The 26,722-nt window shown below is 61.8% G+C and carries 25 protein-coding genes, 1 tRNA gene and 1 rRNA gene; 22 read left to right on the top strand and 5 right to left on the bottom strand.

Annotated features, from left to right (window positions below; genetic code table 11):
• Positions 1-110 precede the first annotated feature (110 nt).
• Both rrf and NET03_RS08585 read left to right on the top strand, forming a co-directional pair.
• Positions 111-229, top strand: a 5S ribosomal RNA gene (rrf, locus tag NET03_RS08590).
• Positions 230-266: 37 nt separating this feature from the next.
• Positions 267-341, top strand: a tRNA-Met gene (locus tag NET03_RS08585).
• 83 nt (positions 342-424) lie between these two features.
• On the opposite strand, the gene NET03_RS08580 is transcribed toward NET03_RS08585, so the two are convergent.
• From NET03_RS08580 to NET03_RS08565, 4 genes are all read right to left on the bottom strand, one after another.
• Positions 425-1,468 carry an NAD(P)-dependent alcohol dehydrogenase gene (locus tag NET03_RS08580; protein WP_252128501.1) on the bottom strand — a complete coding sequence of 348 codons (1,044 nt, stop codon included), beginning with the start codon at positions 1,466-1,468 and terminating at the stop codon, positions 425-427.
• A 60-nt stretch (positions 1,469-1,528) separates the two neighbouring features.
• Positions 1,529-2,515, bottom strand: a complete 987-nt coding sequence (locus NET03_RS08575) for an amidohydrolase family protein (RefSeq protein WP_286207339.1) — start codon at positions 2,513-2,515, stop codon at positions 1,529-1,531.
• 41 nt (positions 2,516-2,556) lie between these two features.
• Positions 2,557-3,306: an iron-sulfur cluster assembly protein gene (locus NET03_RS08570; RefSeq protein WP_252128499.1), complete on the bottom strand. Its 750-nt coding sequence runs from the start codon at positions 3,304-3,306 to the stop codon at positions 2,557-2,559.
• A 114-nt stretch (positions 3,307-3,420) separates the two neighbouring features.
• On the bottom strand, positions 3,421-4,188 hold the full coding sequence (locus NET03_RS08565) for an IclR family transcriptional regulator (protein ID WP_252128498.1): 768 nt from the start codon (positions 4,186-4,188) through the stop codon (positions 3,421-3,423).
• A 503-nt stretch (positions 4,189-4,691) separates the two neighbouring features.
• Between NET03_RS08565 and NET03_RS08560 the strand changes: the two genes are divergently transcribed.
• From NET03_RS08560 to NET03_RS08475, 18 genes are all read left to right on the top strand, one after another.
• Positions 4,692-5,837 carry an iron ABC transporter substrate-binding protein gene (locus NET03_RS08560; protein ID WP_252128497.1) on the top strand — a complete coding sequence of 382 codons (1,146 nt, stop codon included), beginning with the start codon at positions 4,692-4,694 and terminating at the stop codon, positions 5,835-5,837.
• Positions 5,834-7,471 carry an ABC transporter permease gene (locus NET03_RS08555; RefSeq protein WP_252128496.1) on the top strand — a complete coding sequence of 546 codons (1,638 nt, stop codon included), beginning with the start codon at positions 5,834-5,836 and terminating at the stop codon, positions 7,469-7,471. Before NET03_RS08560 ends, NET03_RS08555 begins: the two co-directional genes overlap by 4 nt.
• A 2-nt stretch (positions 7,472-7,473) precedes the next feature.
• Positions 7,474-8,628, top strand: coding sequence for an ABC transporter ATP-binding protein (locus NET03_RS08550; protein WP_252128495.1), 1,155 nt, complete (start codon positions 7,474-7,476; stop codon positions 8,626-8,628).
• 633 nt (positions 8,629-9,261) lie between these two features.
• Positions 9,262-9,654, top strand: coding sequence for a hydrogenase maturation nickel metallochaperone HypA/HybF (locus NET03_RS08545; protein WP_252128494.1), 393 nt, complete (start codon positions 9,262-9,264; stop codon positions 9,652-9,654).
• A complete protein-coding gene (gene hypB / locus NET03_RS08540; RefSeq protein WP_252128493.1) occupies positions 9,647-10,324 on the top strand; it encodes a hydrogenase nickel incorporation protein HypB in 678 nt (225 codons plus the stop codon). Before NET03_RS08545 ends, hypB begins: the two co-directional genes overlap by 8 nt.
• Positions 10,325-10,336: 12 nt before the next feature.
• Positions 10,337-10,612 carry a HypC/HybG/HupF family hydrogenase formation chaperone gene (locus tag NET03_RS08535; RefSeq protein ID WP_252128492.1) on the top strand — a complete coding sequence of 92 codons (276 nt, stop codon included), beginning with the start codon at positions 10,337-10,339 and terminating at the stop codon, positions 10,610-10,612.
• A complete protein-coding gene (locus tag NET03_RS08530) occupies positions 10,599-10,889 on the top strand; it encodes a HypC/HybG/HupF family hydrogenase formation chaperone (protein ID WP_252128491.1) in 291 nt (96 codons plus the stop codon). Before NET03_RS08535 ends, NET03_RS08530 begins: the two co-directional genes overlap by 14 nt.
• Positions 10,853-11,971: a hydrogenase formation protein HypD gene (gene hypD, locus NET03_RS08525; protein ID WP_252128490.1), complete on the top strand. Its 1,119-nt coding sequence runs from the start codon at positions 10,853-10,855 to the stop codon at positions 11,969-11,971. Before NET03_RS08530 ends, hypD begins: the two co-directional genes overlap by 37 nt.
• A complete protein-coding gene (hypE, locus tag NET03_RS08520) occupies positions 11,971-13,011 on the top strand; it encodes a hydrogenase expression/formation protein HypE (protein WP_252128489.1) in 1,041 nt (346 codons plus the stop codon). The genes hypD and hypE overlap by 1 nt, the downstream gene beginning before the upstream one ends.
• Before the next feature lie 29 nt (positions 13,012-13,040).
• Positions 13,041-14,228, top strand: a complete 1,188-nt coding sequence (locus NET03_RS08515) for an SIS domain-containing protein (RefSeq protein ID WP_252128488.1) — start codon at positions 13,041-13,043, stop codon at positions 14,226-14,228.
• Complete coding sequence (locus NET03_RS08510) at positions 14,215-14,442, top strand: Uxx-star family glutaredoxin-like (seleno)protein (protein ID WP_252128487.1); 228 nt, start codon at positions 14,215-14,217, stop codon at positions 14,440-14,442. The genes NET03_RS08515 and NET03_RS08510 overlap by 14 nt, the downstream gene beginning before the upstream one ends.
• Positions 14,426-16,714: a carbamoyltransferase HypF gene (gene hypF, locus NET03_RS08505; protein WP_252128486.1), complete on the top strand. Its 2,289-nt coding sequence runs from the start codon at positions 14,426-14,428 to the stop codon at positions 16,712-16,714. The genes NET03_RS08510 and hypF overlap by 17 nt, the downstream gene beginning before the upstream one ends.
• A 427-nt stretch (positions 16,715-17,141) precedes the next feature.
• A complete protein-coding gene (locus NET03_RS08500) occupies positions 17,142-17,534 on the top strand; it encodes a hypothetical protein (RefSeq protein ID WP_252128485.1) in 393 nt (130 codons plus the stop codon).
• A 227-nt stretch (positions 17,535-17,761) separates the two neighbouring features.
• Positions 17,762-18,109 carry a hypothetical protein gene (locus NET03_RS08495; RefSeq protein WP_252128484.1) on the top strand — a complete coding sequence of 116 codons (348 nt, stop codon included), beginning with the start codon at positions 17,762-17,764 and terminating at the stop codon, positions 18,107-18,109.
• A gap of 192 nt (positions 18,110-18,301) precedes the next feature.
• The gene (locus NET03_RS08490) at positions 18,302-18,457 is read left to right on the top strand and encodes a hypothetical protein (protein WP_252128483.1); all 156 of its coding nucleotides are present in this window, start codon (positions 18,302-18,304) and stop codon (positions 18,455-18,457) included.
• Positions 18,458-19,006: 549 nt separating this feature from the next.
• Positions 19,007-20,074: a P-loop NTPase family protein gene (locus NET03_RS08485; protein WP_252128482.1), complete on the top strand. Its 1,068-nt coding sequence runs from the start codon at positions 19,007-19,009 to the stop codon at positions 20,072-20,074.
• Positions 20,022-21,251, top strand: a complete 1,230-nt coding sequence (locus NET03_RS08480) for a DinB/UmuC family translesion DNA polymerase (protein WP_252128481.1) — start codon at positions 20,022-20,024, stop codon at positions 21,249-21,251. The genes NET03_RS08485 and NET03_RS08480 overlap by 53 nt, the downstream gene beginning before the upstream one ends.
• A 14-nt stretch (positions 21,252-21,265) precedes the next feature.
• Entirely contained in the window at positions 21,266-24,451 is a 3,186-nt protein-coding gene (locus NET03_RS08475) for a DNA polymerase III subunit alpha (RefSeq protein ID WP_252128480.1), read from the top strand.
• On the opposite strand, the gene NET03_RS08470 is transcribed toward NET03_RS08475, so the two are convergent.
• A complete protein-coding gene (locus tag NET03_RS08470) occupies positions 24,353-24,802 on the bottom strand; it encodes a potassium channel family protein (RefSeq protein WP_252128512.1) in 450 nt (149 codons plus the stop codon). The two genes, NET03_RS08475 and NET03_RS08470, sit on opposite strands and share 99 nt — an antisense overlap.
• Positions 24,803-25,027: 225 nt before the next feature.
• Between NET03_RS08470 and NET03_RS08465 the strand changes: the two genes are divergently transcribed.
• Both NET03_RS08465 and NET03_RS08460 read left to right on the top strand, forming a co-directional pair.
• Entirely contained in the window at positions 25,028-25,672 is a 645-nt protein-coding gene (locus tag NET03_RS08465; RefSeq protein ID WP_252128479.1) for a hypothetical protein, read from the top strand.
• Positions 25,673-25,715: 43 nt separating this feature from the next.
• The gene (locus NET03_RS08460) at positions 25,716-26,678 is read left to right on the top strand and encodes a glycosylasparaginase (RefSeq protein ID WP_252128478.1); all 963 of its coding nucleotides are present in this window, start codon (positions 25,716-25,718) and stop codon (positions 26,676-26,678) included.
• Positions 26,679-26,722 lie beyond the last annotated feature (44 nt).

Genomic DNA, 26,722 nt, shown 5'->3' with positions numbered 1-26,722 from the left:
CCGTCCTCATGGCCGAGGCCAGTCCGTCCATCTCGGGCCGCTCGGCGAACGCCGACACAGTCGAGCGGATCTTATGCAGACGAAGACCAAGAGATCGCCGGCTCACCCGTGCGCGTGGTCGAGAGCGGTGTGGAAACACCCCGTCCCATCCCGAACCGGGTCGTGCCCCACACCAGCGCCGGAGAGTACTGCGCGGGGGACCGCGCGGGAGGCGAGGCCACTGCGCGCACGGTTGAGCCGACGATCGAGCGCTCCGCTCGCTCCGACGCGGGGTGGAGCAGTGGCAGCTCGCTGGGCTCATAACCCAGAGGTCGTGGGTTCGAATCCCACCCCCGCTACCAAAACGAGCGCCCTCGGTCGTCCGAGGGCGCTCGTTCCGTCTCTCGATGGTACGATGCTAGAGACTCCCTCCCCCCAGGGCCGCTTACGGTACGATCACCGCGCGACCAAAGTACCGCCCATGCTTGAAGTCGTCGATCGCCCGGTTGATTTCCTCTAGTCGATACCGCTGCACGTACACTCGTACCAGTCCTCGTGCGGCGAGGTCCATGAGTTCGCTCAGCTCCCGATAGTTCCCTACCAGGCTCCCAGCCACCGCCATTTCTTGGAAGATCATCTGCACCGTCGGGATCTCCAGCCGCCCCCCGTACCCGATAATGAGGTGGGTTCCTCCCTTTCGCAGCATCTGCCAACCTTGCTGCTCTACCCCCCGCTCCCCCACAAAGTCAAGCACAACATGGGCCCCGCCACCCGTCAGCTCCCGCACCTGCGCAACGAGCTCCGGACCGCCCGGCAGAACGTAATCAGCTCCCAGTTCCTTGGCGCGCTCCAAGGCCTGTGGCGCAATATCTACCGCCACGAGGCGTGCTGCCGACAACACGCGCAACACCTGTAGCGCCAGATGGCCAAGCCCCCCAATCCCAATCACTACTGCCCAGCCATCAGGCGGCACCAGGCGCGCTGCCCGCTTGGCTGCCCGGTAGGCGGTCAGCCCGGCATCAGCCAGCGGCGCAACCTCGACCAAATCAACCTCCTCGGGAAGCTTCACTAAGGCTCGCTCGTTGGTCACCAGATACTCGGCAAAGCCTCCATCCGAATCCAGCCCAGGGAAGCGGCCATTTGTACAGTACATGTCTTCGCCCATCCGACACGCCAAGCACACCCCGCAGCTCTTCAGCGGGTGGCAGATCACCCGATCGCCCGGCTTGACAGCAGTCACTGCGCTGCCCACGGCCTCGACGATCCCAGTGTTCTCGTGCCCTGGCGTATAAGGAAGGAGCGTCCCCGCCGGATCAAGGATCTCCCGCCAGACTCCCTCAATGATGTGCAAATCGGTTCGGCAGAGTCCTGCGGCAACAATGCGCACAATCACCTCGTTCGGATGCCGAATCTCGGGATCCGGCACCTGCTCGAGTTTCAGCTCCTCCCGCATCTCTGGGTCATACCGATAGAGTCGTGCTGCTCGCACGCTATCCCCCTTTTGACGACTGGCGGGGCCTGTCACACGACAGGCCCCAAGTTGCCTCCCTTAGGCTGCCTGAGCAGCCAATTGCTGTCCGATCGGATCCTGGGCCAACTTCGCCTTCTGCGCGGCGATGTCGATGCCGTAGAGCCGCGCCGCATTCTCTCCAAGGATCTTCCGCTTGGCCTGCGGCGTCAGATCCACGCCGTACTCCTGCTTGAGATCCTCGGGGAGCTCAAAGCGGGCAAACGCTTCTACGATCCACTTGGGGGTCCAGATGGCATAGTCACTGCCGAAGAGGATCTTGTCTTCCCCGACCCAGTAGAGGAGGTTGGCCATGATCTCGGCGAAGTAGCGGGGACGGGTAGCGATGAAGGCGCTGGCCACGGCCAGCCCGGCGTAAACGTTCTTCTCCTGCTTAGCGATCCAGCAGAAGTCATCCAGTCGCGGTAAGCCGACGTGCTCGACGATGAAGTTGAGGTCGGGGAAATCGGTGGCGGCGTAGTCGATGTCATGGACATCGAAAGCGTCCTTGCTCAGGGGGTAAACAGTGGGCCCCTTATGGACATGGATGTTCTTGATCCCCAGTTCGCGGCAGAGTTCCAGGTACCGGTAGGCCATGGGGTCGGAGAGCTTCCAGCCGCGGGAGCCGTTGTACCACTCAGCGGTGTAGAGCTTGAGGCCGCGGATGGGGTACTGCTCGACCATGCGGCGGAAGGTGTCGAACCCGGCCTCGCCCCAGCGGGGGTCGAAGGAGCCGCAGAGGATGAAGCGGTCGGGGTACTGCTGGACGAGGGCGTAGTTTTGCTCGTGGGTGTTGAAGCCGTTCGTGAAGAACTCGCGGAGGTAGGTGGAGTTGAAGATACCCATATCGACATGCCCTTCGAGGAAGAGGTCGCGGACGAGGTCGTCAGCGCTGTACTTCATGAACTTCTCGAAGGGCCAGACGGCCTCTTTGGGGCTAAGCGCGAGATGGTAGTCGTAGAAGCATTTGATCCAGGCCTCGCCCCATTGGTTGCGCCAGTTCTGCGGGCTGCCATCCCAGAAGTGCATGTGCCCATCAATTACAAAGACCTCTTGCCCATCAATGGTAATCACGGCAAGACCTCCTTCCGCTCGCTTTGCCACCACTGTTGCCGACTCTGCAAAAGCGCCTCACACAGCGCTGTGCTCGCTCGCAGATTGATGACGGTTGTACGCAGGTGACGGAGCTCCTCATTGAATCGCTCGCGAGTAATCGGCTGCCCATCGGCGAGCAGGAGTAGTGGTGACTCGGGCAGCATCGGTAACCCCAACTCCGCACGCCGGACGAGGTACCGTTCGACCATGCGACCGCGCACCGGACCACGACGCCGATCGTCAAGGACAAGCCAGGCCAGATCTCCCGTGTGCTCGAGCTGCCCGAGTGAGGACTCGACGAGTTCGTCATCGCTCGCGCCAGCGGAGCGCAATGCTTGGACGAGAACCAGGAGCCGGCTCGCATAACCCTTCACGAGAAACCGGCACCGGAGTTCGTCCAGTTCTTCCTGTGCCTCGGTTGGGAACAGTTCGCGGAACGATCGGCCAGAGGTTACGCCACTGGAGATCTCTTCACTGGCGAAGTGTTCTTCAAGCTCGACCCGCACCGCTTCAATCCCTGGGAGTTCAGTCAACACCCGCCGCACGCCATCGGCCATGAGGTAGGCAAAATTCGGCGAACACCAGTAGGTTGGGAGACGAAGGACAACACGGACAGCGCTGCCATCCTGCTCAAGTCGTTGCACGAACCCCAAGCGAACAATTGACTCGTCAAGTTCTGGGTCGAGCACACGCTCAAGCTGTGCCCAGAGCGCGGACTGATCCATCAGCGCGTCCTTACCCTTGGGATCGAGAGCTGTTCTAATGACTAGTGTACTCCGGGGGAACGTGGTGGCACAAGGCTTGTCGGCGCTTTTGGCAGTATGTGCCAAGAATCGCTTCTACGTGGTAGCGGAGAGTCCTTCTGACAGCGCGAGCTGCCGGAGAAGTGCGACCAGCATGTCGCGCTCAACCTGGAAGCGCCGAGTTGGAACGCTGATCCCAAGTGCTGCCTGCGCAATCCCCTCCGTGGTTCGCAAGGGAACAGCAAGACACATGGAGCCAAGAGCGTATTCCTCGCGGTCGAAGGCGACGGCACTTGCCAGGACCGTTGCGAGTTCTCGCTCGAGTGCGGCTCGCCGGCTGAGCGTGTACGGCGTAAAGCGAGGCAGCCAGTCGTTGAGGAGGTACGGAGGCCATTCGACCGCTGTTCGACCGGCGAGCAGGATCTTGCCAAGGGCGAGTGCGTGCGCTGCGCCACGGAAGCCACGAGTGAGCCCAGGGAGTTCCCGAACACCGCGGCGTCCGTGAATATAGACCACTTCAACGTCCCGATCCGACCACGTCGCGAGGTACGCCCGGCATCCCGTCATCTGTGCAACCTCGTCGACGAGTGGGCGGTATGCTTCCAGGTGCGAGGGACGAGACTGCATGTGCTCCAACAAACGAAAGAGCACCGGGCCGGGGCGCAGACTCCGATGCGGCTCCGCGACGACGTAGCCAGCAGCGACCAGCGTGTGTACCAGGTGATACGCCGTGGAGAGGCTAACCCCGAGCTCCATTGCCAGTTCTTTGACAGAAATATCGGGCTGCCGTTCGACGATCAACTGGAGCGCACGGAGGATACGCTCACCGGTGCTGAGGGTATGTGTTGGGCGAGACTGATGCATGATGGACAAACCCTTGCCTCGCTGAATCCTCTCGGAACTTTAATGCCACATTAGGTGACGGGGCTTCCACTGTCAAGAGGGGATGGTTCGGCGTTTCGTCGTTGAGCGAGGACAATACGTCCTGTACGTCCTCCTCCAGTTCTCGTGACCGGTTCTTGCGTTGGTGCGCAGCACTGCGGTGGGAATCTGCGCGACTGGTGCTGGGCGAACGAAGGGGGACGTGGTCGCGTGCGACGTGTATCGTGTTGCGGTGCGGCCCCTAGACCTTTGGGGATGCCCAGACTCGACTCCAAGCCCTACCACTGTCACTTCTCCGCAGCGCACACACCGGAGCTCCGTCCGATTGGTGGCGGATTCTCTTGACATCTGGGTGTCCGTACACCGAGAATAAATCCGACTGGAATGGTCGGGATTCTGCGGTGGCCACCAAGCCCGAACCAACGGTCGTCCCAGAAGGGGAAAGGCTGGACGGAGAAGACACGACGACAGCAAGGGAGGAAAGGATGCGTCGCCGCGATCTGCTCCGCCTCGGCGGGTTCGGGCTCGCCGCTGGCATGACGACGGTACTAGCCGCCTGCAGCGGTGGCTCGCAGGAAGCCACGCCAACTGCTATCCCGACGGGATCGCTTTCGACACCGACTACCGGCACGGAGAGTACACCAGCTGTCACGCCGACCCCAGCACCGTCTCCCGGTTCCTCCACTGCCGTATCACGCACTGGAACCGTTACGGTGTATTCTGGGCGCTCCAAGTCGCTCATCGGCCCTCTCCTTGACCGCATTGCCGAGGAACTGGGGCTGGATGTGCGCGTTCGCTACGGAGATACCGCCGAGCTGGCAACAGCAATCTTAGAAGAAGGGGATCGCTCACCAGCAGACCTGTTCTTTGGTCAGGATGCGGGTGCCCTTGGTGCCTTGGCCAAGGAGGGGCGACTGATGCAGTTGCCATCGGAGCTCCTTGAGCGTGTCCCCGAACCCTATCGATCGCCGCAGGGTGTGTGGATTGGGGTGAGTGGCCGTGTCCGCACCGTGGTGTACAACACCGAACGGGTGCGACCAGAGGAGATCCCGGCCTCGATCCTCGACTTTGCCGGGAACGAGCGCTGGCGCGCACGGCTTGGCTGGGCTCCAACGAACGGCTCGTTCCAGGCGTTCGTGACTGCGCTGCGCCGTCTACGCGGAGAGGACACGGCGCGGGCCTGGCTGGAGGGGATCAAGGCGCTCGACCCGCGCGTATTTCCCAACAATTCGAGCATTGTGCAGGCGACCATCAAGGGGGAGATCGAGGCAGGGTTCGTCAACCACTACTATCTCATGCGGGAGCGTGCGCAGGCGGGCCAGCCGTTGCCGGCGGAGAACTACTTCTATACCAACGGCGATCCTGGTGGTCTGGTCAACGTCGCTGGTATCGGTATCCTCGCCAGTAGTCGCGCGCCAGATCTCGCAGTGCGGTTGGCGGACTATCTCTTAAGCGAACCGGCGCAACGCTACTTCTCTGAGCAAACGTTTGAGTATCCACTGCTTAAGGGAGTACCGGCGCATCCGGACTTGCCGCCACTTGATCAGCTGAATCCACCGGCGATCGACCTGTCCGATCTCGATGATCTCCGCGGTACATTGGCACTGCTACAGGAGGTTGGGCTTCTGTGAAGGTACAGGTAAGCGGGCCCACGCTCGAACAGCCAGTTGTCGTCCGACGACCGCACCGAACGCTGGCATTGGACGAGCTTTTTGCCATTGCCATCGCGGTCATTGCGTTGGGCCCGCTTGCCTACCTTCTCTGGCGTTCCTGGCAGGGGAGCGAGAGTGCGCTTGCTGCCCTGCAGCATCCGCGAACCGTTACGCTCCTCCTGCGCAGCCTTGGTTTGGCCGCAACGGTGGCGTTGACGAGCGCTCTGTTAGCACTGCCGCTTGCCTGGGTGACAGAACGGGTCGCCCTGCCGGGCCGGCGGGTCATGACCATCCTTTTCGCGCTTCCCATGGCCGTCCCCAGCTATCTCACAGCCTATGCGGTCGTTGCGACGCTTGGTCCACGTGGTGCTCTCGCAGGCGTTGCAGAGCGGGTGCTAGGTCTTGAACGGTTACCCGAGATCTACGGCTTCTTTGGTGCTTGGCTCACGTTGACCCTGGTGACCTATCCGTATGGGTATTTGGCGATACGAGCGAGTCTTCGTGGACTTGACCCAAGCTTCGAGGATGCGGCACGTACGCTCGGACACACGCGCTTGGCAACCTTTTGGTATATCACGGTACCATTGCTCCGGCCAGGACTTGTCTCTGGTATGTTGCTCACGGCACTGTATGTTTTGAGTGATTTTGGGGCAATCGCAATTCTGCGCTATCCGACGTTGACCTACAGCATTTACAACCAGTATCGACTCTCTTTTGATCGGGCGGCAGCTGCTGCGCTGGCGTTACTTCTCGTTGGACTGACCACTGTGTTGGTGCTGGTGGAGCGACAGTGGCGTCAGCGCGCGGCCTTCTTTCGCACTGCGGGATCGAGTCGGCCAGCGTCCCGGGCGCGACCAAATGTCTGGGCCTGGTTTCTGGCGGGCCTTGGCGTGCTGGTCAGTGGAGTGGCCCTCGGCTTACCCGCTGGTGTCGCGCTGTACTGGTGGTGGCGGGCGCGCCGTCTCGGCGAGGCGCTGCCGGATGTGAGTACTCCGTTTCTGCACTCACTCGCGGTCAGCCTGGCTGCGGGGATTGTCACCGTGGCCCTCGCCTTTCCTGTGGCGCGAGCCGTCATTCGCGGGACGAATCGGCTGACACGACTGATCGATCTTCCACTGTGGATTACCTACAGCTTGCCGGGGATTGTCCTTGCGTTGGCCCTTGTCTCACTTTCGGCGCAGCTTTTCCCGCTGCTGTATCAGACGCTACCGTTGCTCATCATCGGCTATGCCTTGCGCTTTCTCCCGGAGGCGGTGGGGACAGTCCGTGCGGTCCTCGTGCAGCAAAGCCCGCGGTGGGAGGAAGCGGCCCGGACACTGGGGTTGCGACCCTGGCGGACGTGGCTCCGCGTCCAACTCCCACTCGCCCTCCCAGGGACGCTCAGTGCCATGCTCCTTGTCTTCCTAACAACTGTGAAGGAGCTCCCGGTCACACTGTTGCTGAGCCCAATTGGATTTACGACCCTGGCAACGACAATCTGGAACGCAACAGCAGATGCATACTGGTCACACGCTGCGCTGCCGACGTTGCTTTTGCTCGGCACGGGAGTGATCCCAATGGCACTCTTCAGCTGGTGGGAGGACCGGACAGTGCGGCGCGGGAGGGAGGCATAGCGGTGCATTCGGCAGCAGTCCGACTGGCCGGGGTGTGGAAGTGGTATCCCGGTCACCAGCATCCGGCGGTGCATGATCTCTGGCTTGAAGTGCGAGGGGGTGAACTCCTCGCTATTCTGGGGCCAAGCGGCTGTGGGAAGACGACAACGTTGCGGCTGACCGCCGGATTGGAGCGACCAGACGCCGGGTCGATCGAGATTGCTGGGGTGTTGGTAGCTGGGGGCGATCGGTTTCTCCCACCGGAGGAACGAGGCGTTGGGCTTGTTTTCCAGGACTACGCACTCTTCCCGCATCTGACGGTGGAGGAGAACATTGCTTTCGGACTCCATCGTCTGGGACGGAGCGAGCGACGGCAGCGTGTCGAGGAACTCCTGCAACTTACTGGACTCGGACCCTTCCGGAAGCGCTACCCGCATCAGCTCTCTGGGGGGCAGCAACAGCGGGTCGCGATCGCCCGAGCACTCGCACCGCGACCATCCGTGCTGCTCTTGGATGAGCCGTTTGCCAACCTGGACGCGGAGCTCCGGCAGCGAATGCGGGAAGAATTGCGGCGGCTGCTGCGGGAGCTTGGTGCGACGGTCGTGCTTGTGACACACGATCGCGACGAAGCGTTGTCGCTGGCGGACCGCGTTGCGGTCATGCTCGGTGGGACAATCGTGCAAGTCGATACACCGGAGCGGGTGTATCACGAACCAAAGACTCGCGAGGTAGCCCGCCTGCTTGGGCAAGCGACCTTCGTTCCCGCCCGGGTACTCGGGACGATTGGTCGCAGTGATCTCGGCCCCTTTGCACTGGAAGGGGAGCGGGCGCCTGTCGAACAGGTGGAGCTCCTGCTGCGTCCACGAGACGTGGTGTTGGAGCCGCATCCAGAAGGGCTTGGGGTTGTGGTCGACCGACGCTTTGTCGGGGCCGAAACGGTGTATCGAGTGCTCCTGCGCTGCGGCATCACGGTAGAAACGAGCCAGCCGCCTTCCGTCGAGTTGGCGGTCGGGGAGCGGGTCGAGGTGCGATGCAACCGAGCGCGGCTGGCTGCGTTCGCCGGAAGTGAGCGGATTGGTTTGGCCGCGCTCTTGGAGCGCGTTCGCGAAAAGACCGATGAAGCAGCCGAACGTGATGGTCGTCGCACGAATGCCGTTGTGCCACCGGGAGCAAGCTGAGGGTGCTGGCGCGGTGACAGGTGGAGCTCGGCGATCGTATGAGGGGACCCTCATCGTCGCGTGTGGTGCTTAACCAGGAGAATTCCGGCGCGATGGAATCCATCACTCATGGAATACGCATAAGCGCACTTATGCGTATTTCTCTGGAGACGGCAGCCCCGGGACACCCTACGATTCCGCTCCAGTGGCTTCGTTCGAGCTCCTTGCTTCTCGTCTGTTGCTGAGGTCGTTCGGCAGAATCGTCTGATAATTGCGACATCACCGAGAGCTGGATGGCGAGCGAGTGCTCATGATGCCGATCGTGTGGGATCCTTGCAGAAGTGATGCACACATATGGGGTCGACTGTTCTGGCGAGCCAGAGACGTTCCCCTCTGTCCCCGCACATGCCTCCGTAGCATTCAGCAGGACTCCCGCAAGGCATCATCGGCTCTTTCCCTCTTCTCCGCATTTTCTGCGGGAGAGCTTCTGTCGAGGTGGTCTGCGTGGGGCGGCGATGCGGCTGTATCGAGTATCATCCTGTTGTGCGCAGTAAAGTTCTGTTCATGGGACCGCGGTGGTCAACCGGTTCGAGGTGCGGGCCTTCTCATTCTGATCTGTCGTGACCACCTGAGGCTTTTCCCCGGAGGAAACGAATGCACGAGCTCTCGCTCGCCATGGCTCTCCTCGAGGCGCTCACGGAGCGCTTGCAGGATCGGTCGGAGGTTCGTGTCACTACCGTGCACCTCCGGATCGGTCCGCTCGCTGGCGTCGTCGACTCCGCGCTCCGGTCGGCCTTCGAAGTCGCCGCGCTTGGTACGTGCGCTGAGGGGGCTCGGCTTGTGATCGAGCGCACACCTCTCGTCGTCCGCTGTCGCTTGTGCGAGCACCAGCAGCAGCTCGACGACGCGAACTGCGAAGAGACTGATCCCCTGCTGCTCCGGCTCGTCTCTCTCCCATCGGCCTGCCCTTCATGCGGTGCTCCGACGCTCGACGTCGTCGGCGGCGACGAACTCGACCTGGTGGCGGCGGAGGTGGTGCATGGTTGAGGAGCTCCTTCGTTTCGAGCAGCGTCTCCTCGAGCGTAACGAGCTTCTCGCAGAGCAGCTCCGTCGCTCCTTCCGCGAGGCTGGTGTTTTGACAGTCAACCTCATGTCCAGCCCTGGCGCTGGCAAGACGACGTTGCTTGAGGTAACGCTCGCATCACTCGCCGCGGTGCCTGCCGCAGTCGTCGTCGGTGATCTTGCGACGGAGAACGATGCTCAACGGCTGCGCCCGCACGCGCGCTGGGTGCGGCAAGTCACCACTGGAACGGTCTGCCATCTCGAGGCGGCGATGGTCGCCGCCGCGCTCGAAGGCAAAGAACTTCGCGAACTTCAGTACCTCTTCATCGAGAACGTCGGGAACCTTGTCTGCCCCGCAAGCTTCGACTTGGGTGAGGAGGCCCGTGTCGTCCTCTTCGCGGTTACGGAGGGGGAGGACAAGCCGGAGAAGTATCCGCCGATTGTTCACCGCGCCGATCTGGTGCTGCTGACGAAGAGCGATCTCATCCCGTATCTCAGCTTCGATCTTGAGCGCTTCCGCACTTCAGTGCAGCGTGTGAATCCTCAAGTACCTTGCCTTACCCTCTCGGCGCGGACAGGTGAAGGAATCGAGGCCTGGGTGGCATGGCTGCGCGCACGGCGTGCCATGCTGGTGGGCGAGGTTCCGGAGTATTAAAGGAGTGCTCTCATGTGCCTAGCTATCCCCGGCCAAATCGTCGCACTCGAACCAGAAACACACCTTGCCTTGGTGGAGGTCCTTGGTGTCCGACGTCGAGTCAACGTGGACCTGGTGTGGGATGAAGGACTGAGAGAGGGAGATTGGGTCTTGATTCATGTCGGGTTCGCTTTGAGTAAGGTCAGCGAGCAGGAGGCCGCTGCGCAACTTCGGCTCTTAGAGGCACTCGGGGAAGATGAACAGGCCATGGAGGAAGTGCGGGGGTATCTCTTCGATGTGGCCGAGTGATGTTCACCCGGAACTCGCCCAATACGGTAGCTGCACGCTTGATCAGAATGGCTGCACCACCTGCGGTGACCTGGCTGTCCCGGTGATCGTGCTCGCCATTGAAGGCCAGGAGGCCCTCTGCGAGGATCGTTGTGGGCAGCGTGCCCGTGTCGCCCTTGACTTTCTTGAGGATGTTTGCGTCGGGGATATCCTGCTCGTGCATCTTGGGGTCGCGCTGGCACGGATTCAAGGGGGCAACGAATGCGCTACGTCGATGAACTCCGTGATCCGCGACTGATCCGTGCTGTGGCAGCCGAGATTGCTCGCCTGGCCGATCCTGATCGGCACTACCGGATCATGGAGGTCTGCGGCGGCCACACCCATGCGATCTACCGGCATGGACTGGTCGAGCTCCTTCCGCCCAATGTTGAACTGATTCATGGACCGGGCTGCCCAGTCTGTGTCTTGCCGATGGGACGTATTGATGATGGCCTGGCGTTGGCTGAGCAACCGAATGTCATCTTCACGGCTTTCGGCGATATGATGCGTGTGCCTGGTCGCCGTGGGACCCCTCTCGAGTACCGTGCACGGGGTGCTGATGTCCGTATGGTTTATTCGCCGCTTGATGCACTCAAGCTTGCCCAGGCGCACCCCGAGAAGCATGTCGTCTTTTTTGCTATTGGGTTTGAGACGACTGCACCCTCGACGGCACTGACGCTTCAGAAGGCGAAGGCCTTGGGGATTCGCAACTTCTCCGTGTTCTGTAACCATGTCCTCATCGTGCCAGCAATTCGTGCTATTCTCGACTCCCCTGACATGCGTCTGGATGGGTTCATCGGGCCAGGGCATGTCTCGACCGTCATCGGCTGTCGGCCATACCTCTTTGTGGCGCGGGATTATGGTAAACCACTGGTGGTGTCGGGTTTTGAGCCCCTCGATATTCTCCAGTCGATTCTCATGATCCTCAGGCAACTCGCCGAAGGGCGTGCAGAGGTGGAAAACCAGTACAGTCGCGTGGTTCCCTGGGATGGGAATCGTGCGGCACTTGCGGCAATGGCGGAAGTCTTCGAGCTCCGGCCGTACTTCGAATGGCGTGGCCTTGGGTTCATCTCCCAGTCAGCACTCAAGATCTCCGAGGCGTACGCTGATTGGGATGCCGAGCGGCAATTTGACGTCCCTGGTGTTCGCGTCACCGATCCCAAAGCAGCCCAGTGCGGCGAGGTGCTCAAGGGCGTGCTCAAACCGCCTCAGTGCAAGCTTTTCGGGCGCGAATGTACACCGGAACACCCAATTGGTGCGCTCATGGTATCCAATGAAGGCGCCTGTGCAGCCTACTATCACTATGTCCATCGCTTGGCTGCCGCTGGGAGGGACGACTGATGCGTGAGACGTCGGTGCAGCCTACCTTCCACGATGCCGTGATCGAGCTGGTCCACGGAGCAGGCGGTAAGGCGTCGCGCCGGCTGATCGAGGGCTTGTTCCTGCCCCTGCTTGCCAATCCGGCTTTAATTCCCCTGGAAGATTCAGCAATCATGTCGATCGAAGGGTTGCGCCTTGCATTGACCACTGATGCGTTTGTTGTCAAACCGTTGCGGTTCCCTGGTGGCTCTATCGGCGAACTGGCTGTGCATGGAACGGTCAACGATCTGGCAGTCAGTGGTGCTCGTCCCCTTGGACTCCTCGCGGCTTTTATCGTGGAGGCGGGGCTACCAAGCGAAGTGCTCCGGGCGGAGGTCGAAGCACTTGCGCAGGCAGCGCGTCGTGCTGGGGTGTCCATCGTCGGTGGTGACACCAAAGTGGTGGAACACGGGAAGGCCGACGGACTCTACATCGTGACCGCAGGAGTTGGGCTCGTCGACCCGCGAGCTGAGCTTGGTGTTCACCGCGTCCGTCCTGGCGATCAGATACTGATCAGCGGCCCAATTGGAGATCATGGGATCACTGTGCTGCTGGCGCGCGGAGAACTCGACCTCGAAGCCGATCTCGTTTCCGATACCCGCGCGCTAACGCCGTTCGTCGAGGCGCTGCTCGAGGCGGCAAGCCCTGGCCTTCACTGGATGCGGGATCCGACCCGCGGCGGAGTGGCAACCGCACTGAATGAGCTCGCGCGGGATGCTCGCGTGGCGATCACACTGGCTGAGGAAGCGATTCCCGTCCGCGATGCGGTACGGGGAGCCTGCGAGTTGCTCGGTCTCGACCCGCTCTATATTGCGAATGAGGGGCAACTCCTCGCGGTGGTCGATCCTGCATGGGTAGATGCTGCCCTCGCAGCACTCCAGCGGGTGCCGGGTGGTGAGCAGGCAGCGTGTATCGGGGAGGTGCAGGAGCAACCTGCCGGTGTCGTCATCGTATCGACCCCGTATGGTGGCCAGCGCGTGATCGACATGTTGGTGGGAGATCCGTTGCCACGCATCTGCTAAGCAACGCGTCGAGACGAGGAGTCGCCGCCATGAGTAGGACGCTCACCTCGCTTGTCCGACAACGGCTCAGCGAGCGCAATGCCTGTTCACAAGCCTTTTTCCCGCGCGAAGCACCCAGACTCGCTACCATCTGCCGACAAATGGCGGAGCGTTTCCTTGAGGGCGGTCGTCTCCTCGCCTTTGGCCGCGGCCCCTACGCTACCGATGCCCAACATGTCTCAGTTGAGTTCATCCATCCCGTGATCGTTGGCAAACGTGCCTTGCCAGCCCTCGATCTGAGTCTTGCATTCCCGGAATGGAGTACTGCGGTTGCTCAACCGAAAGACATGGCTCTGGGGTTTGGACCACCTGACGGGGACGAGCGTGTGCATGCGTGTCTTCAGGAACTCTGGAGCCGTGGAATCCTTACCCTGGCCTTGCCCGGTGAGGCGGGTACGGCCGATTATGCTGTCCAGGCTCCCTCAAGTAATCCATTTGTCCATCAGGAGTTGATCGAGATTCTCTATCACACGCTGTGGGAGACCGTGCATGTCTTCTTCGAGCATCGCCAGCTCGCGGGACACGATATCGGCGAGATGGCGACCCTCTACCCTTTCCTTGGTGGTGAATTCGTCGACCTGCGTTCTGTCGAACCTGAGGTTGCCCGGTCCATTGTGGCCAAGGCTGAGGACGATGAGCGTCTGCGAGAGGAGCTTGCTCGCGAGCAGGCGGAGACGATCGCTCGAGCTGCGACAGCAATTGCGGAACGGATCGAGCGTGGCGGAAAACTGATCTGCTTTGGAAATGGCGGTTCGGCGACCGATGCCAACGACCTGGCGCTCGATTGCGTGATCCCTCCAGCTGATTACCATCCCATCCCAGCAATCTCGCTCGCGCTGGAACCGGCAAATCTCTCCGCAATTGCCAATGACGTTGGCCAAGAGGTGATGTTTCTGCGCCAGTTGATTCCCCATGCCCAGCCCAACGATGTGGCGATCGGGATCTCAACAAGTGGGGGATCTCGTAACGTCATCTTGGCACTTGAGGAGGCGCGGAAACGCGGCCTTTTGACCATTGGCTTGCTCGGCTATGACGGCGGAGAAATCGTGCGCCGGCAACTGGTCGACTATGCCATTGTTGTCCACTGTGACTACATCCCACGGATTCAGGAAGTACAGGCCTCGGCTTATCACATCCTCCGTGAACTGCTGGAGGTTGTGCTCTATGGCTCAGCTTGAACTCTATGGGACACGGTGGTGTCCGTACACTGCTGAGTTGCGGGAAGACCTGCAGTGGCGCGGCCTGGCGTTTGTCGAGTACGACGTCGAGCTCGACGCCATAGCGCGGGAGCGCTTGCTCAGCCTCACGGGAGGAAGACGCGCTGTACCAGTGCTCGTCGAGGATGGCCAAGTGATTCGCATCGGGTGGCAAGGTCGTGTCTGCGCCTTTTGACCGATTGACCCAACTCGCAGCGTACTCCGTCCGTGTCACTGGCATCGTGCAAGGGGTGGGCTTCCGCCCCTTTGTCTATCGCTTGGCCACGTCCTGTGGTCTGAGTGGGTGGGTGGCCAACGGTGAGCATGGAGTCGAAATCGTTCTTGAGGGAAACCAAGCAGCGATCGAAACGTTCCTGCACGAGCTGACCACGCATCCTCCCCCAGCGGCGCGGATTGACCAAGTGGTCGTCCAGGCGATCGCTCCACGTGGCCTGACCGGATTCACGATCCGCGAAAGTCAGCGGCGCGAGCGCCCAACCACGCGCATTGCACCAGATCTTCCGGTCTGCGCAGATTGCCTGCGCGAACTCTTCGACCCTTCTCATCGGCGCTACTGGTATGCCTACATCAACTGCACGAACTGCGGGCCACGCTACAGTATCGTGCTCGGTCTTCCTTATGACCGTCCGCGCACGACGATGAAAGACTGGCCACTGTGTCCAGACTGCGCCCGCGAGTATCACGACCCTGCTGACCGGCGCTTCCATGCCCAACCGGTAGCCTGTCCTGTCTGTGGTCCACAGTACCTACTCATCGATGCGCACCGGTTGCAACAGGCGCGCGGTCCAGCAGCTATCCAGGAGGCTGCAGAGTGGCTCCGCGCGGGACGAATTGTCGCGATCAAGGGGATCGGAGGCTATCATCTGGCCTGTGACGCCCGAAACGCGGCCGCTGTCCAGACACTGCGCCAACGGAAGTTCCGGAAAGAAAAACCGTTCGCTCTAATGGTTGCGAGCCTTGCAGCCGCCGCCGAGTTGGTGGAGCTCAACGACGCAGCCCGTGCGGTGTTAACCTCCCCAGCTCGGCCGATCGTGTTACTTCCGGCACGAGTGTTTCTTCCTGGTGTTGCGCCGGACAATCGCGAACTCGGGATTCTGCTGCCCTATGCTCCCCTGCACTTTCTGCTCTTTGCAGCTGGCGCACCAGCGGTTCTCGTGATGACGAGTGGAAACCGCTCCGAAGAACCGATTGCCTTTACCGAGGACGACGCTTTCACCCGCCTCAGCGGTATTGCGGACGGGTTCCTTGTGGGCGAACGGCCCATTGCACGTCGCGTCGATGACTCCGTCGTGCGGATGACAGCCCTTGGGCCAGTCATCGTGCGCCGGTCACGCGGGCTTGCTCCGAGCATGGTCGCAACGCTCCCCACAAGCCGACCGATTCTGGCTGTGGGTGCTGACCTCAAAAACACGATCACCGTGGTGATCGAGGGACAAGCGTTTGTGAGTCAGCATATTGGTGACCTTGACCACTGGCCGGTTGTGGAGGCGTTCACGGCCACCATTCGCGACCTTTGTGCAATGTATGAGGTGGAGCTCGAACAGGCGATTATTGCGCATGATGCGCACCCGGCATATGTCTCGACGGATCATGCGCTTACGCTGCCTGGTCAGCATGTGGCAGTGCAGCATCATCGCGCACACATCGCGAGCGTGCTGGCTGAGCGTGGCTGCTGGTCCGAACGCATCATTGGTCTAGCCTTCGACGGTACCGGCTACGGTGATGACGGATCGATCTGGGGCGGTGAGGTATTTGTCGGGTCACTGAGCGAAGGGTTCCAGCGTGTTGCTCACTTGCGGCAAGCGGTGCTTCCTGGTGGCGATGCGGCAGCCCGATGGCCGGTCCAAGCAGCGGCGGGGTTCTTCGTCGCCCTTGAGGGCTTTCCTGACCTTACTGCTCCACCCTTTCGCTTCCCTGAGCAGTACAAGAAGGCACGTGAGTTAGTGGCTCGCGGCCTGCGTTGTTTTCCCACCACCTCAATGGGACGACTCTTTGATACTGTTGCGGCGCTTTGTGGTTTTACCCGATCGATCAGCTTTGAGGGCCAAGCTGCCATGTGGTTGGAGCATCTCGCGCAGAAGTCACCGCCGGTGCAGCCTTATCCCTTCCCATTGGCTGAGGGAGAGCTGGACTTCCGCCCACTCCTTGCTGCAGTTGTTGAGGATCGCTGTCGAGGACGGGATATCACCGAGATTGCGCGGGCATTTCATGAGGCAGTCGCAGCAGCTGTTGTGACAGTTGCCGTGGAGTACTGTGCGGCATACCGTGCGCAACGGGTGGTTGTCTCTGGTGGTGTCTTCCAAAATGCCCTCCTGCTTGAACGGGTTGCGGAGCTCCTGCGGCCTCACCGGCTTGAGTTGTGGATCAACCGCGCCGTACCACCGAATGATGGTGGGATCAGTCTTGGACAAGCAGCCCTCGCTGCCTGTGCTGGTGTCGCTGGGTGAGACGGGCGGGCGTTCGCTCCCTGCCCTGGGGGGCTGTGCTGGAGGAAGCCGACCGCACCGCCATCGATGAGGAGCCAGGCCGGGTTTTCTCAAAAGCGGACCAGCGCGAGCCACGAACGGAACGCAAGCATGCTGGTGAGCAGATCGTTGACTGCTGCACGCGCGAGTTGCCGGAAGACACCACTCACCAACGCGAGTGCTGCGACGTTCAGCCTATCGAGGTGCGAAGAGAGCCATGGTGAGCGGCGGAGCTGAGGCGCGAGTGCTCGGGACCGCGGCGATGTACTGGTTGGACCTGCTTCTTTGTCTGTGGTGCAGGCCTCTCGTGGCTCGCCGCTTCATGCATCCTGACTCGATGCCCTTGGTGTCTATACATCTCGTGCCCTGGTGGATGGTCCTGTACTCCGTGTTGCGCCGAGTCAGGAACATGAGTGAGTGCTCGCGTCCTTGCCCTGAGTCGTCCAGAGGTGAAGGTATCGTTCTGCACGGGGCAACCATTCATTGGATCCTCTGGCTGGTCATGCTGCTCTGCGTCATCCCGATTCTGACAACTGGGCTCTTCCTCGGGCGGCGCTCTGACCAGACCGGTCCGGGTCGCTGGCACTGGCGCCTCATCGGGGGCTTCGGAAGCATTCTCGGCCTCGGTCACCATCTCTACACGCTACGCACTGGCCCCCAACCGTACATGGATGATCCCTACCTGACACTCCTCCAGACAATATTCACCGGCGCCTTTCTCTGGTACTGGATTAAGCGAGGAGTGCGCCATCGAGCCCACCGTGCCAGCAACAACGGATCCACCGTCGACATGGCTGGATAAAGCGATATCTCTTCGAGGTAGGCAGCGAGGACAAGCTGGACGTCGTTGAGTACCAACGATTGCCGCAAAGAATCCAATATTCGTGATTTTGACAACGTCTCATCTCGGGTGACGATCACTATACATTGCTTGGCATGCTCGTGCGCCTGGCGGCACCATTGCTGCTGGCAGGAACCTCCATGGGGACCATAAGCAAGATGCTTGGCGTCGGGTGAGGAGTGATGAGGATGCAGTGGAACGAGTGGTATCCGCTCTTCTCTGCGATCGCCTACTTTGGCGGTGTTGCCCTCGGGATCGCAGTCGGCACATTCAGGATTGTGCGGCGCTTTCGTCATTTTCGCCTGCTCGACTGGGTCTACGAACTCTTCGTCGCCTGGCTCTTCACGACAGCCCTCTGGCTGGGAATTCGCCAAGGGCCGATCTGGGATGCCGAATTGGCGGGGAGCCCCATTGGGCTGCGCAGCCTGGTTGCACTCGTCTGGGCAGGCGGCTCGATCGCTGGTGCCTGGTGGGTGGTCAGGCGATCCTGCCGGCTGGAGCGAACAGAAGGCCAGGGGGGATCACAACGGGCATGAAGGCAGCGTGCCGCCTTGGGCTTGGCATGCTGGTCAGGGCGCAGGGACACGTTTGGGTGCACAAGCACTCGTCGTCTTTCCGAACCGAGGGATCTATGGGTCATGCAGCGCGAGGAACATGTGCCTGTCAGGGTTGACTCAAGATGCGCGAGCGACCGCAGAGGGGTGAAGCCGGAAAGGGAGCGGATTGTCATGCCGTCGGGAACGATCACCGACACGCTGGCTGATCTGGATGCTCAGCGTGCTTCTCCTGTTCGGGGTGAGGCGCTCATCGGCCGCCGGCTGAACCGGGACAAGTCCAGCCGCTCGTATAGCCGGCTCCGGAGCGTGGCCCTTGTGCCGGGTTGAGCTGGTGCTGATCGGCGAGAGCGTGTGGCACGGCCCATGGCAGTGAATGGATGATCCCCTCAGCGCAGGAGTGCAGGCTGCGCTCGCCGCAGCCTTCCCGTGGCCCTGGCTCACGCTGCGAACTCGACGCCGAGCGAGCTGCACCGGTAGAGCGGTAGCTCCGCCTGTGGAACCGCCTGACCTCCCGCGCGCTCCCAAAGCCGGGGGTGGAGGCACGAGCTCCCGTGCGACGCCAACTGGCCAGCGAAGGATTGCTCGATCTGTTCGAGAGTTGACACGAGGCGACAGCATTGTGCCTGACAATGGGAGTTGCCCCGGTTTAGGGCACAGTGATCAGCCTGGTTGAACTATGCCCCCGTGCAAGCGTCGTGCCGCTCCCCTTGAAGGGCCTACCGGCTGCTCGGCAAGAGACAAGTACGTGCTTCTCTTGTGCCTCTAGGGCAACTCTTGACTGCGAACAGGTGTTCTATTACGATGAATCCGAACGAATGTGCGAGGTACGATGGGGCACGGAAAGGGGGACACGTGCCAGGAGTTCAGACGACTCCGTTGCGAGCGAACACTCGGACAGAGAGCACCTCACTTGCACCAGGGATATCGACCAGTGAGGGCACAGCCGCCACGCTATCCGCAGTTGATCCTCGCCGCGAGCGGATCGCCTCCCTCCGCCGGCTGCTCGTTGAACGGTTTGGGCCGCATGTCCTGCTTGACTGGACACAGCCTTCTTCCTCACACGCAGCGTGCACTGAGTGTGTCCCCACACAGTGCGTCCGGAATCCGCGTGCTCTGCCGACCGAGCTCCTAGGGCTCGACCTCGCACTTGGTGGCGGAATCCCTCGCGGGCGACTCACCGAACTTGCTGGCCCACCCTATTCCGGGAAGCGGACACTCGCGAGCTGGCTTGTGCGGACGACACAGCGGATCGGTGGCTGGGCGGCATATCTCGACGCTGCGCATGGTGCCGACTTCGATCGCCTCCATCGCTGGGGCGTTGACCTGCGCGACCTTCTCCTCGCCTTGCCGCGCACACTGACTGAGGCCTTGGAACTTGCTCGCCTCCTGCTCCTTGCTGATGCGCTCGATCTTGTGGTGCTCGATCTTCCTCCACACTGGGCAACTCGCTCAGCACTTGAGCGCGGACTCCGGCAGCTTCGCCCGCTCCTCCGCGGTCGGCCAACCGCGCTCGTCGTGGTCCGCGACCGGGCGAGCGGACCCGGGCTTGCAGCAGCCCAACTCCGCCTGCGTCTCGAGCCACTCGCCCAACTCGTGCCGCCGAATCCCTTCGGTTCGACCATGCTGCCCAGTGGGCTCCGCGTCCGCATCCATGTGGAGCGGAGTCCCCGTTGGCCGTTATGCGAGCCGCCCGTCCCGGTCGAGTTCAGCGAGCGCGAGGGAGTCCGCCTTGCTCTTGAGCGGATCGATCTTGCGCTCGTCGGGGGGATCATCGTCCAGCACCCGCTCGGCTTGACCTTCGCGAATACCGTGCTCGGCCGGAGCCGCGAGGCAGCAGCGGCACGACTCACCAGTGATCCTGCGCTTTGGTCACAACTTGAGGAGGAGCTCCGTGCGCGTTGGCTATCTCTGGCTCGACCGCTTACCAAGCGTCTCGCTTGCTGAGGTGCTCACCCCACTTACTCCGGCTGTCCAGTTGGACGAGGAGCGAACCGGTGTTTGGTTCGAGGCAAGTGGTGTCCGACTCCTCTACGGTGACGAGCAGCGTTATGGCCAAGCAGTGCTTGCTGCACTCGCAGCAGCTGGTGGGGCTGGCCGACTTGGCATCGCAGCGACGCCGTGGATTGCTCGCGTCGCAGCACGGCTCGCGGCGACGGGAGAGGTCACGGTTGTCCCGATCGGCGAAGCACGCGCTTTCCTTCGCCCGCTTCCACTCGAGTGGCTGCCGCTCCCGCGCCAGGTGTTGGCGCGACTCCGTGCGCTCGGTGTTTCGACAATTGGTCAGTTCGCTGACTTGCCACCAGGAAGTATTCAGCGACGCTTTGGTACAGAAGCGCTCACTGCCCATCGGATTGCACGGGGTGACGACCCGATACCGTTCCGTGGCCAAGTGCCAGTCGAGCCGCTCCGCTTTGAGCGGACGCTCGAGCCGCCAGCTGTGACGAGTGATGCGCTCGCACTCACGCTCCATGCATTAGCAGCGCAGGCAATGGAGGCGCTCAATCGGCTCGGTCACGTTGCCTGGCGCCTGCAACTCGAACTTGTCGCCGAGGATGGGCGGAGTACGTCGCGTCGTCGACATTTCCCATATCCGCTGCGGACAGCAGAGGAACTCGCCGAGAGTGCTCGTGCCCTTGCCCTACGCTGCGTGCTTCCCGGGGCCGTGACGCTGCTCCGACTCGTCATCGACGCGCATGGCACTGTCACAGCGCACCAGCCGGGTTTGCTTGTCGAGGCTCCGAGTCGGCGCAAGGAGCGTGAGCGGGTCTTCACCCTCGCCCAGCGCCTGGTGCCGGGACACGTCGTGCGGGTCGTTGAGCATTGCCCAGTTGCCCCGCTCCCCGAACAGCGCTGGCGTCTGGAGGGGCTCGCGAACGAGGAGGCGCATCCTGCTCGTGGCGAGCCAGTGCGGTTGATTCGGCGCGCACAAAACTGGTGGCTGGACGTTGCTGGGCAACGCCTGCGTGTCGTTCGGAGTGGCCCCTGGGAACGGATCGATCTCTGGTGGCCAGAGAGACAGCATCGCCGAACAGGATGGGTGGAGCTTGCAGACGGTCAGCGACTCCTCCTGAGCTGGGATGCACGCGACGACCAGTGGCGGCTGGTCAGCCGCCTTGACTGAGGAGAAGGGAGGCCATGACTGCACCGTACGCCGAGCTCCACGCACACTCCTGTTTCTCACTCCTCGATGCGCCGTGCCAACCCGAGCAGCTCATCGAGCGAGCTGCCGCGCTGGGCTACCAGCATCTCGCACTCACCGACCACGATGCGCTGCATGGTGTCGTTCGCTTTGTCCGTGCTGCTGAGCGTGCAGGGATTCATCCCGTTGTTGGGGCTGAGGTGACCATGGAGGACGGGAGTCATCTCACACTCCTGGCTGAGAATGACCGCGGTTACGCGACGCTGGCGCGCCTCCTCTCGGCAGCTCGCCTTGGATGGTCGACCCCTGATGGCCCTGAATCGACCGGCACGCAGCTCGCTCTCGAAGGTTCACCGGGACGACGCGCGGTTGCACTCCCCTGGAAGTGGCTGGCAGAGTGGCACGATGGACTCATCATCCTCACTGGCTGCCGAGAAGGGCCGATTGCTCGCGCGCTTGCCCGTGACGGACGAGCCGCAGCCTGGGCCTGGACTACCCGTCTGGCCCGCCTCTTTGGCCCAGAGCGCTGCTTTGTGGAGCTCGAGGACCACGGTGAGCGTGGCGATCGCCAGCGGGTGAGCGAGCTGGTCAATCTGGCCGAAGCCACCGGCCTCTCAGTCGTCGTGACTGGTAATGTTCACTATCTCGATGAGCAGAGCTGGCGTCTGCAAGACGTGCTCGTCTGCATTCGGGAGGGCATTACCGTCGATACCCCACACCCAGCCCGCAAGACCTCGTCGGCCTATAGACTCGTCCCACCGGCGACGATGGCTTGCCGGTTTCACCACCTGCCGGAGGCTCTGGTCAACACGGTGCGCCTCGCTGAGCGCTGCCAGGTCTCGCTCGATTTTCGTCAGGTCCGCTTCCCACCACTCCCCCATCTCGTTCCGCCTGGCGAGACACCGATGCAGGTCTTGCGTCGCCAGGCCTACGAGGGAGCACAACGCCGCTACGGCACGCTCTCCGAGCCGGTCGTGCGGCAGCTTGAACACGAACTTGGCGTCATTGAGCGGCTCGGCGTCGCTGAGTTCTTCTTGATCTGCGCCGATCTCGCCAATCGCTTCCGCGGACGCGGGCGCGGCTCAGCAGCTGACTCGCTCGTCGCCTACTGCTTGGGGATTACGCAGGTCGATCCGCTTGCCCATCGTCTGCTCTTCGAGCGCTTCCTCAACGAAGAGCGTCCCTCGATGCCGGACATCGATATCGACTTTGGTCTTGAAGACCGCGAGCGAGCCATTGCCTACGTTTATGCCACCTATGGCGTCGACCATGCTGCTATGGTCTGCAATTATGTCACATTCCAGGCCCGTAGCGCAATTCGTGACCTTGGGCGCGTTCTTGCGTTGCCACCAGAGCTGGTCGACGAGCTCGCCAAGAGCCAGGGACGCCTCGGCGAGCCGCTCGCAGCAGTTGCGCGCACGCTCATGCCACGTCTCAATGAGGAAGAACAACGCCGGCTCAAGTGGCTCGTGCGTCTGGCCCCAGCGTTGGAAGACATTCCGCGTCATCTTTCTGTCCATGTCGGTGGCATGGTCATCACCGGCCGACCGGTTGTGGAGCTGACCACCGTCGAGCCCTCGCGGATGCCGGGACGGATTGTCCTGGGCTGGGACAAACGGGATATTGAGGAAGCGGGACTGATCAAAACCGATCTGCTCTGCGTGCGTGCCATCTCGGTTGTTCACGAGGCGGTTGAACTGATTGAGCGGGTGAGCGGCATCCAGATCGATCTGGAACAGCTACCGCTCGACGATCCAGCTGTCTACCGGCTGTTGCAAGAGGCAGACACAATCGGGACGTATCAGGTCGAGAGTCGCGCACAACAGCAGAGCTTGCCGCGCACACGTCCCGAACGATTCGAGGATCTGATCGCCCAGGTGGCGATCATTCGGCCCGGCCCAATCCAGGGCGGTATGGTGCACCCCTATATTCGGCGCCGCCAAGGGATCGAGCCGGTGCGCTTCCTTCACCCAAAGCTTGAGCCCATTCTCCGCGAGACGCTCGGCGTCATCCTCTATCAGGAACAGGTCTTGGAGGTTGCAATGGCGATCGCCGGGATGACAGCTGGTCAGGCTGATGCCTTCCGGCGCGCGATGGGGAGTAAGCGCTCACGTGCAGCAATGGAGGCGTTACGCGGTGACTTCCTCGCCGGGGCCGACCGCAACGGTGTCCCACGGTCGGTTGCTGAGCGCATCTTCGCTCAGATGGCCGCATTTGCCGAGTTCGGCTTCTGCAAAAGCCATGCTGCAGCGCTGGCTCGCACAGCCTACGAAACGCTGTGGCTCCGCGCACATTACCCGGCTGCTCTCCTCTGCGCTCTCTTGAACAACCAGCCGATGGGCTTCTACGCGCCGGAAGTACTTGTCTGGGATGCACTGCGTCGCGGTATCCGCGTTCTGCCACCGGACGTCGTACGGAGCGAGGTGCGAGCAACGCTTGCCGGCGATCCAGTGCATGGGCCGGTGCGGCTTGGTCTTGCTGGGGTCCGTGCTCTTGGGCGAACCACAGCGGAACGCATTGTCTTGGAGCGGGCGAGACAGCCGTTCCGGGACCCAGCTGACGTCGTCCGGCGGGCTGCGCTCACTGCAGCGCAGGTCGAAGCCCTGGTTCTCGTCGGTGCTTTTGCGTCGCTTGCCCCTGGACGAGGCCGTCGCGAGCTCCTGTGGGAGCTGCTCGCCGTGGTAGCGGAGCAGACGACACAGCCGTGTCTTCTGGAGGCACTCGAACCATCAGTCTCGTTCGTCGAGCCGGATGCCGTCGAGCAGACGTTTCTCGACTATGCCATTCTCGGCTTTTGCCTCGATCGTCACCTGATGGAGCTCTACGCACGCCAGCGGCAGCTTCTGCGTGTCGTTCCAGCTGTCCGGCTGCGGACATTGCCACACGGCACAACGGCTCGTGTCGCTGGACTCGTCGTGTGCCGGCAGGCGCCACCAACAGCGCGCGGTGTCCTTTTCCTGACCCTCGAGGATGAGACTGGACTTGTCAATGTGACCGTCCCGCCGCCGGTACGCGAGCAGTACCGAGCGCTCCTGCGCCGCCAACCGGTGCTGGTGATCGACGGACGAGTTGAGCGCGAGGGATCACTGGCCAGTCTGGTCGCTGAGGAGGTGCGTCCGCTCGGACGACCAATGCTCCCGCTCTCGAAGCGCGTTGGTACGCTCTCGCACGACTTCCGGTGAGACTGGGCGAGCTGCGCCAAGTTCGTTCCCCTCGTTGGCCAAGATCCAAAGCATGGCGGCCAGGCGTTGTCGCTCGGTGGTGTCCAGTTCGTCCCACACCGCCAGGCGCTCGCGAACATGCTCGACAGTTGGATGCTGAGCACGGGTTCGCCCACCAAGAAAGTAGGTGGCCAAGCTACTCGTCACCATCCCAATGACGCCGATCCCCACGAGCATCAGGACGGCTGCGACCATGCGCCCGGCAACTGTCTGCGGCGCGATGTCACCGTATCCGACGGTCGTGACGGTGACCACTGCCCACCAGAGTGCCTCACCGTAACTGCCTACACCTGGCTCAACAAAACGGAAGATCGCACTTCCAAGGAGCCGCGGTACGGCTCGCAGGCGATCTGCTCGCTCATTGGGAGCTTCGTCGACTCGGTGGACTCGGAAATGCGCTGAGTCTCGCCCTCTTCGCCGTTACAACGGTTCTCGCTGCCCTCCTCGCGCAGCGGGGCGTCTCCCCGGATCGCTCAATCTCCGCTAGACTGGCCCTGCAGTCGGCCGGTGCGGGTGGCGAGCAAGGGGGGAATGACGATGCGCGTCTGTCTCGGCGACCGGTTATGGACGAACGATGGTCATGAGGCAGGAACGGTCGAGTGGATGCTACTGGATCCGACGTCGCACCGCGTCAATGCTGTGGTCATTCGGCGGGGATTGATCCTTCGACACAGTCTTGTTGCTCCACTGGGAGAACTTCAGGTCGTCAAGACAGCGGAGCATGAAGAGCGGCTTATTGTCCGTCGCTCGCGTGCTGATCTGGAGACACTGCCAGAGTTCCACCGCGAACTCTTCACTGGCGAATTGGTGTGGCAACTAACCGGTGAACGAGCAACTCCCTTCTTCATTCCCGGTTGGTTACCACCAGCTTCTCTGCAGGAATCGCCGCCGTCGACAGAAGTGATTGAACTCGGCGAACTGGTGCGAGCGATCGACCAGGCGAATGCGGTCTTGCATCGTGGTGCGGCAATTGTGACCGCTGAGGGGGAGCGGGTCGGCCACCTCCAGGAGCTCTGTGCGTCGCTGCCAGACGGTCAGGTCGTCCATGTTACGGCCCGACATGGCCTTCCTCCGCATGAGATGGAAATCCCGGTTGAGGCCATAAGCGGGGCAGACGACGGTATGCTCTTTCTCCGTTGGTGGCGCCAGGACTTCGAGCAGGCGATTCGCTCTGCCCGATAACCGCCATGGGAGCAATCCTGCCTGAGGAGGGAGGCTCGACTACATGAGCTCTCAGGATGTTCGCGGGATCGTCGTCGGAAGTCGCAACGCTGCAGTTGGGTTTCCGGCGGCGATCCGGATCCTTCGTGCTGGTGGTTCTGCTGTCGATGCCGCAATCGCCGCGGTGAAAGCGGTTGAGGATGATGTTCGTGATCAGGGTGTAGGAACCGGTGGCATTCCAAATCTGCTCGGTGAAGTTGAGCTGGATGCCAGCATCATGGACGGACGAACATTGGCCGCCGGCGCCGTCGGCGCAGTCAAGCACTATCCGCATCCGATCGAGATCGCACGGCGTGTCATGGAGTGCACGCCGCACGTCCTCTTGGTCGGTGATGGTGCCGAACTCTTCGCTCGCACCCACGGGTTTGAAGTGGCCAATCTGCTCACCCCCGAGGCCGAGGCAGTCTGGCAGGCCGTCATCCACGGTGAACGTGCCCCGGAACAGAACGTTTACGAGGATCGATACCAGCTCTACATGTCGGTCGTCCGTCGCTGGACGGAGCTCCTCCACCGGGACCTGTTCGGTACAACCAATGTCATTGTGCGGGATCTTGATGGGAATATCGCCTGTGCGGTCTCTACAAGCGGCTGGGGGTTCAAGTGGCCTGGGCGGCTCGGTGACTCCCCGATCATCGGGGCAGGGAACTATGCCGACAACCGCTACGGTGCCGCTGCCTGTACCGGCCGTGGCGAAATGGCAATCCGCTGTGCGACAGCTCATAGCGTCGTGATGTACCTCCGCTTCGGACTGCCCCTTGAGGATGCACTTCGACAAGCCATGCTGGATTTCCGACACCTTGAAGATCCATATGCTGAGGCCGAGACAGTCATGAATATTGTCGCTATGGATCGCAATGGCAACGTTGCAGCTGCTTCGACCTCGCCTCATGCCACGTACATTGTGCAGACTCTCGATATGGAGACCTACGAGGAGCGGCCCCGTCTGTATGTCCCGCTCCGTGAGTGAGCATGTTTCGAGCCTTCTCTAGCCACCCGTTGGTGAGTGCTGGG

It is taken from the genome of Thermomicrobium sp. CFH 73360, assembly GCF_023806465.1.
Classification (GTDB): Bacteria; Chloroflexota; Chloroflexia; order Thermomicrobiales; family Thermomicrobiaceae; genus Thermomicrobium.
Note: the sequence above shows the minus strand (reverse complement) of the source record. Positions and strands in the feature narration are given on the sequence as shown.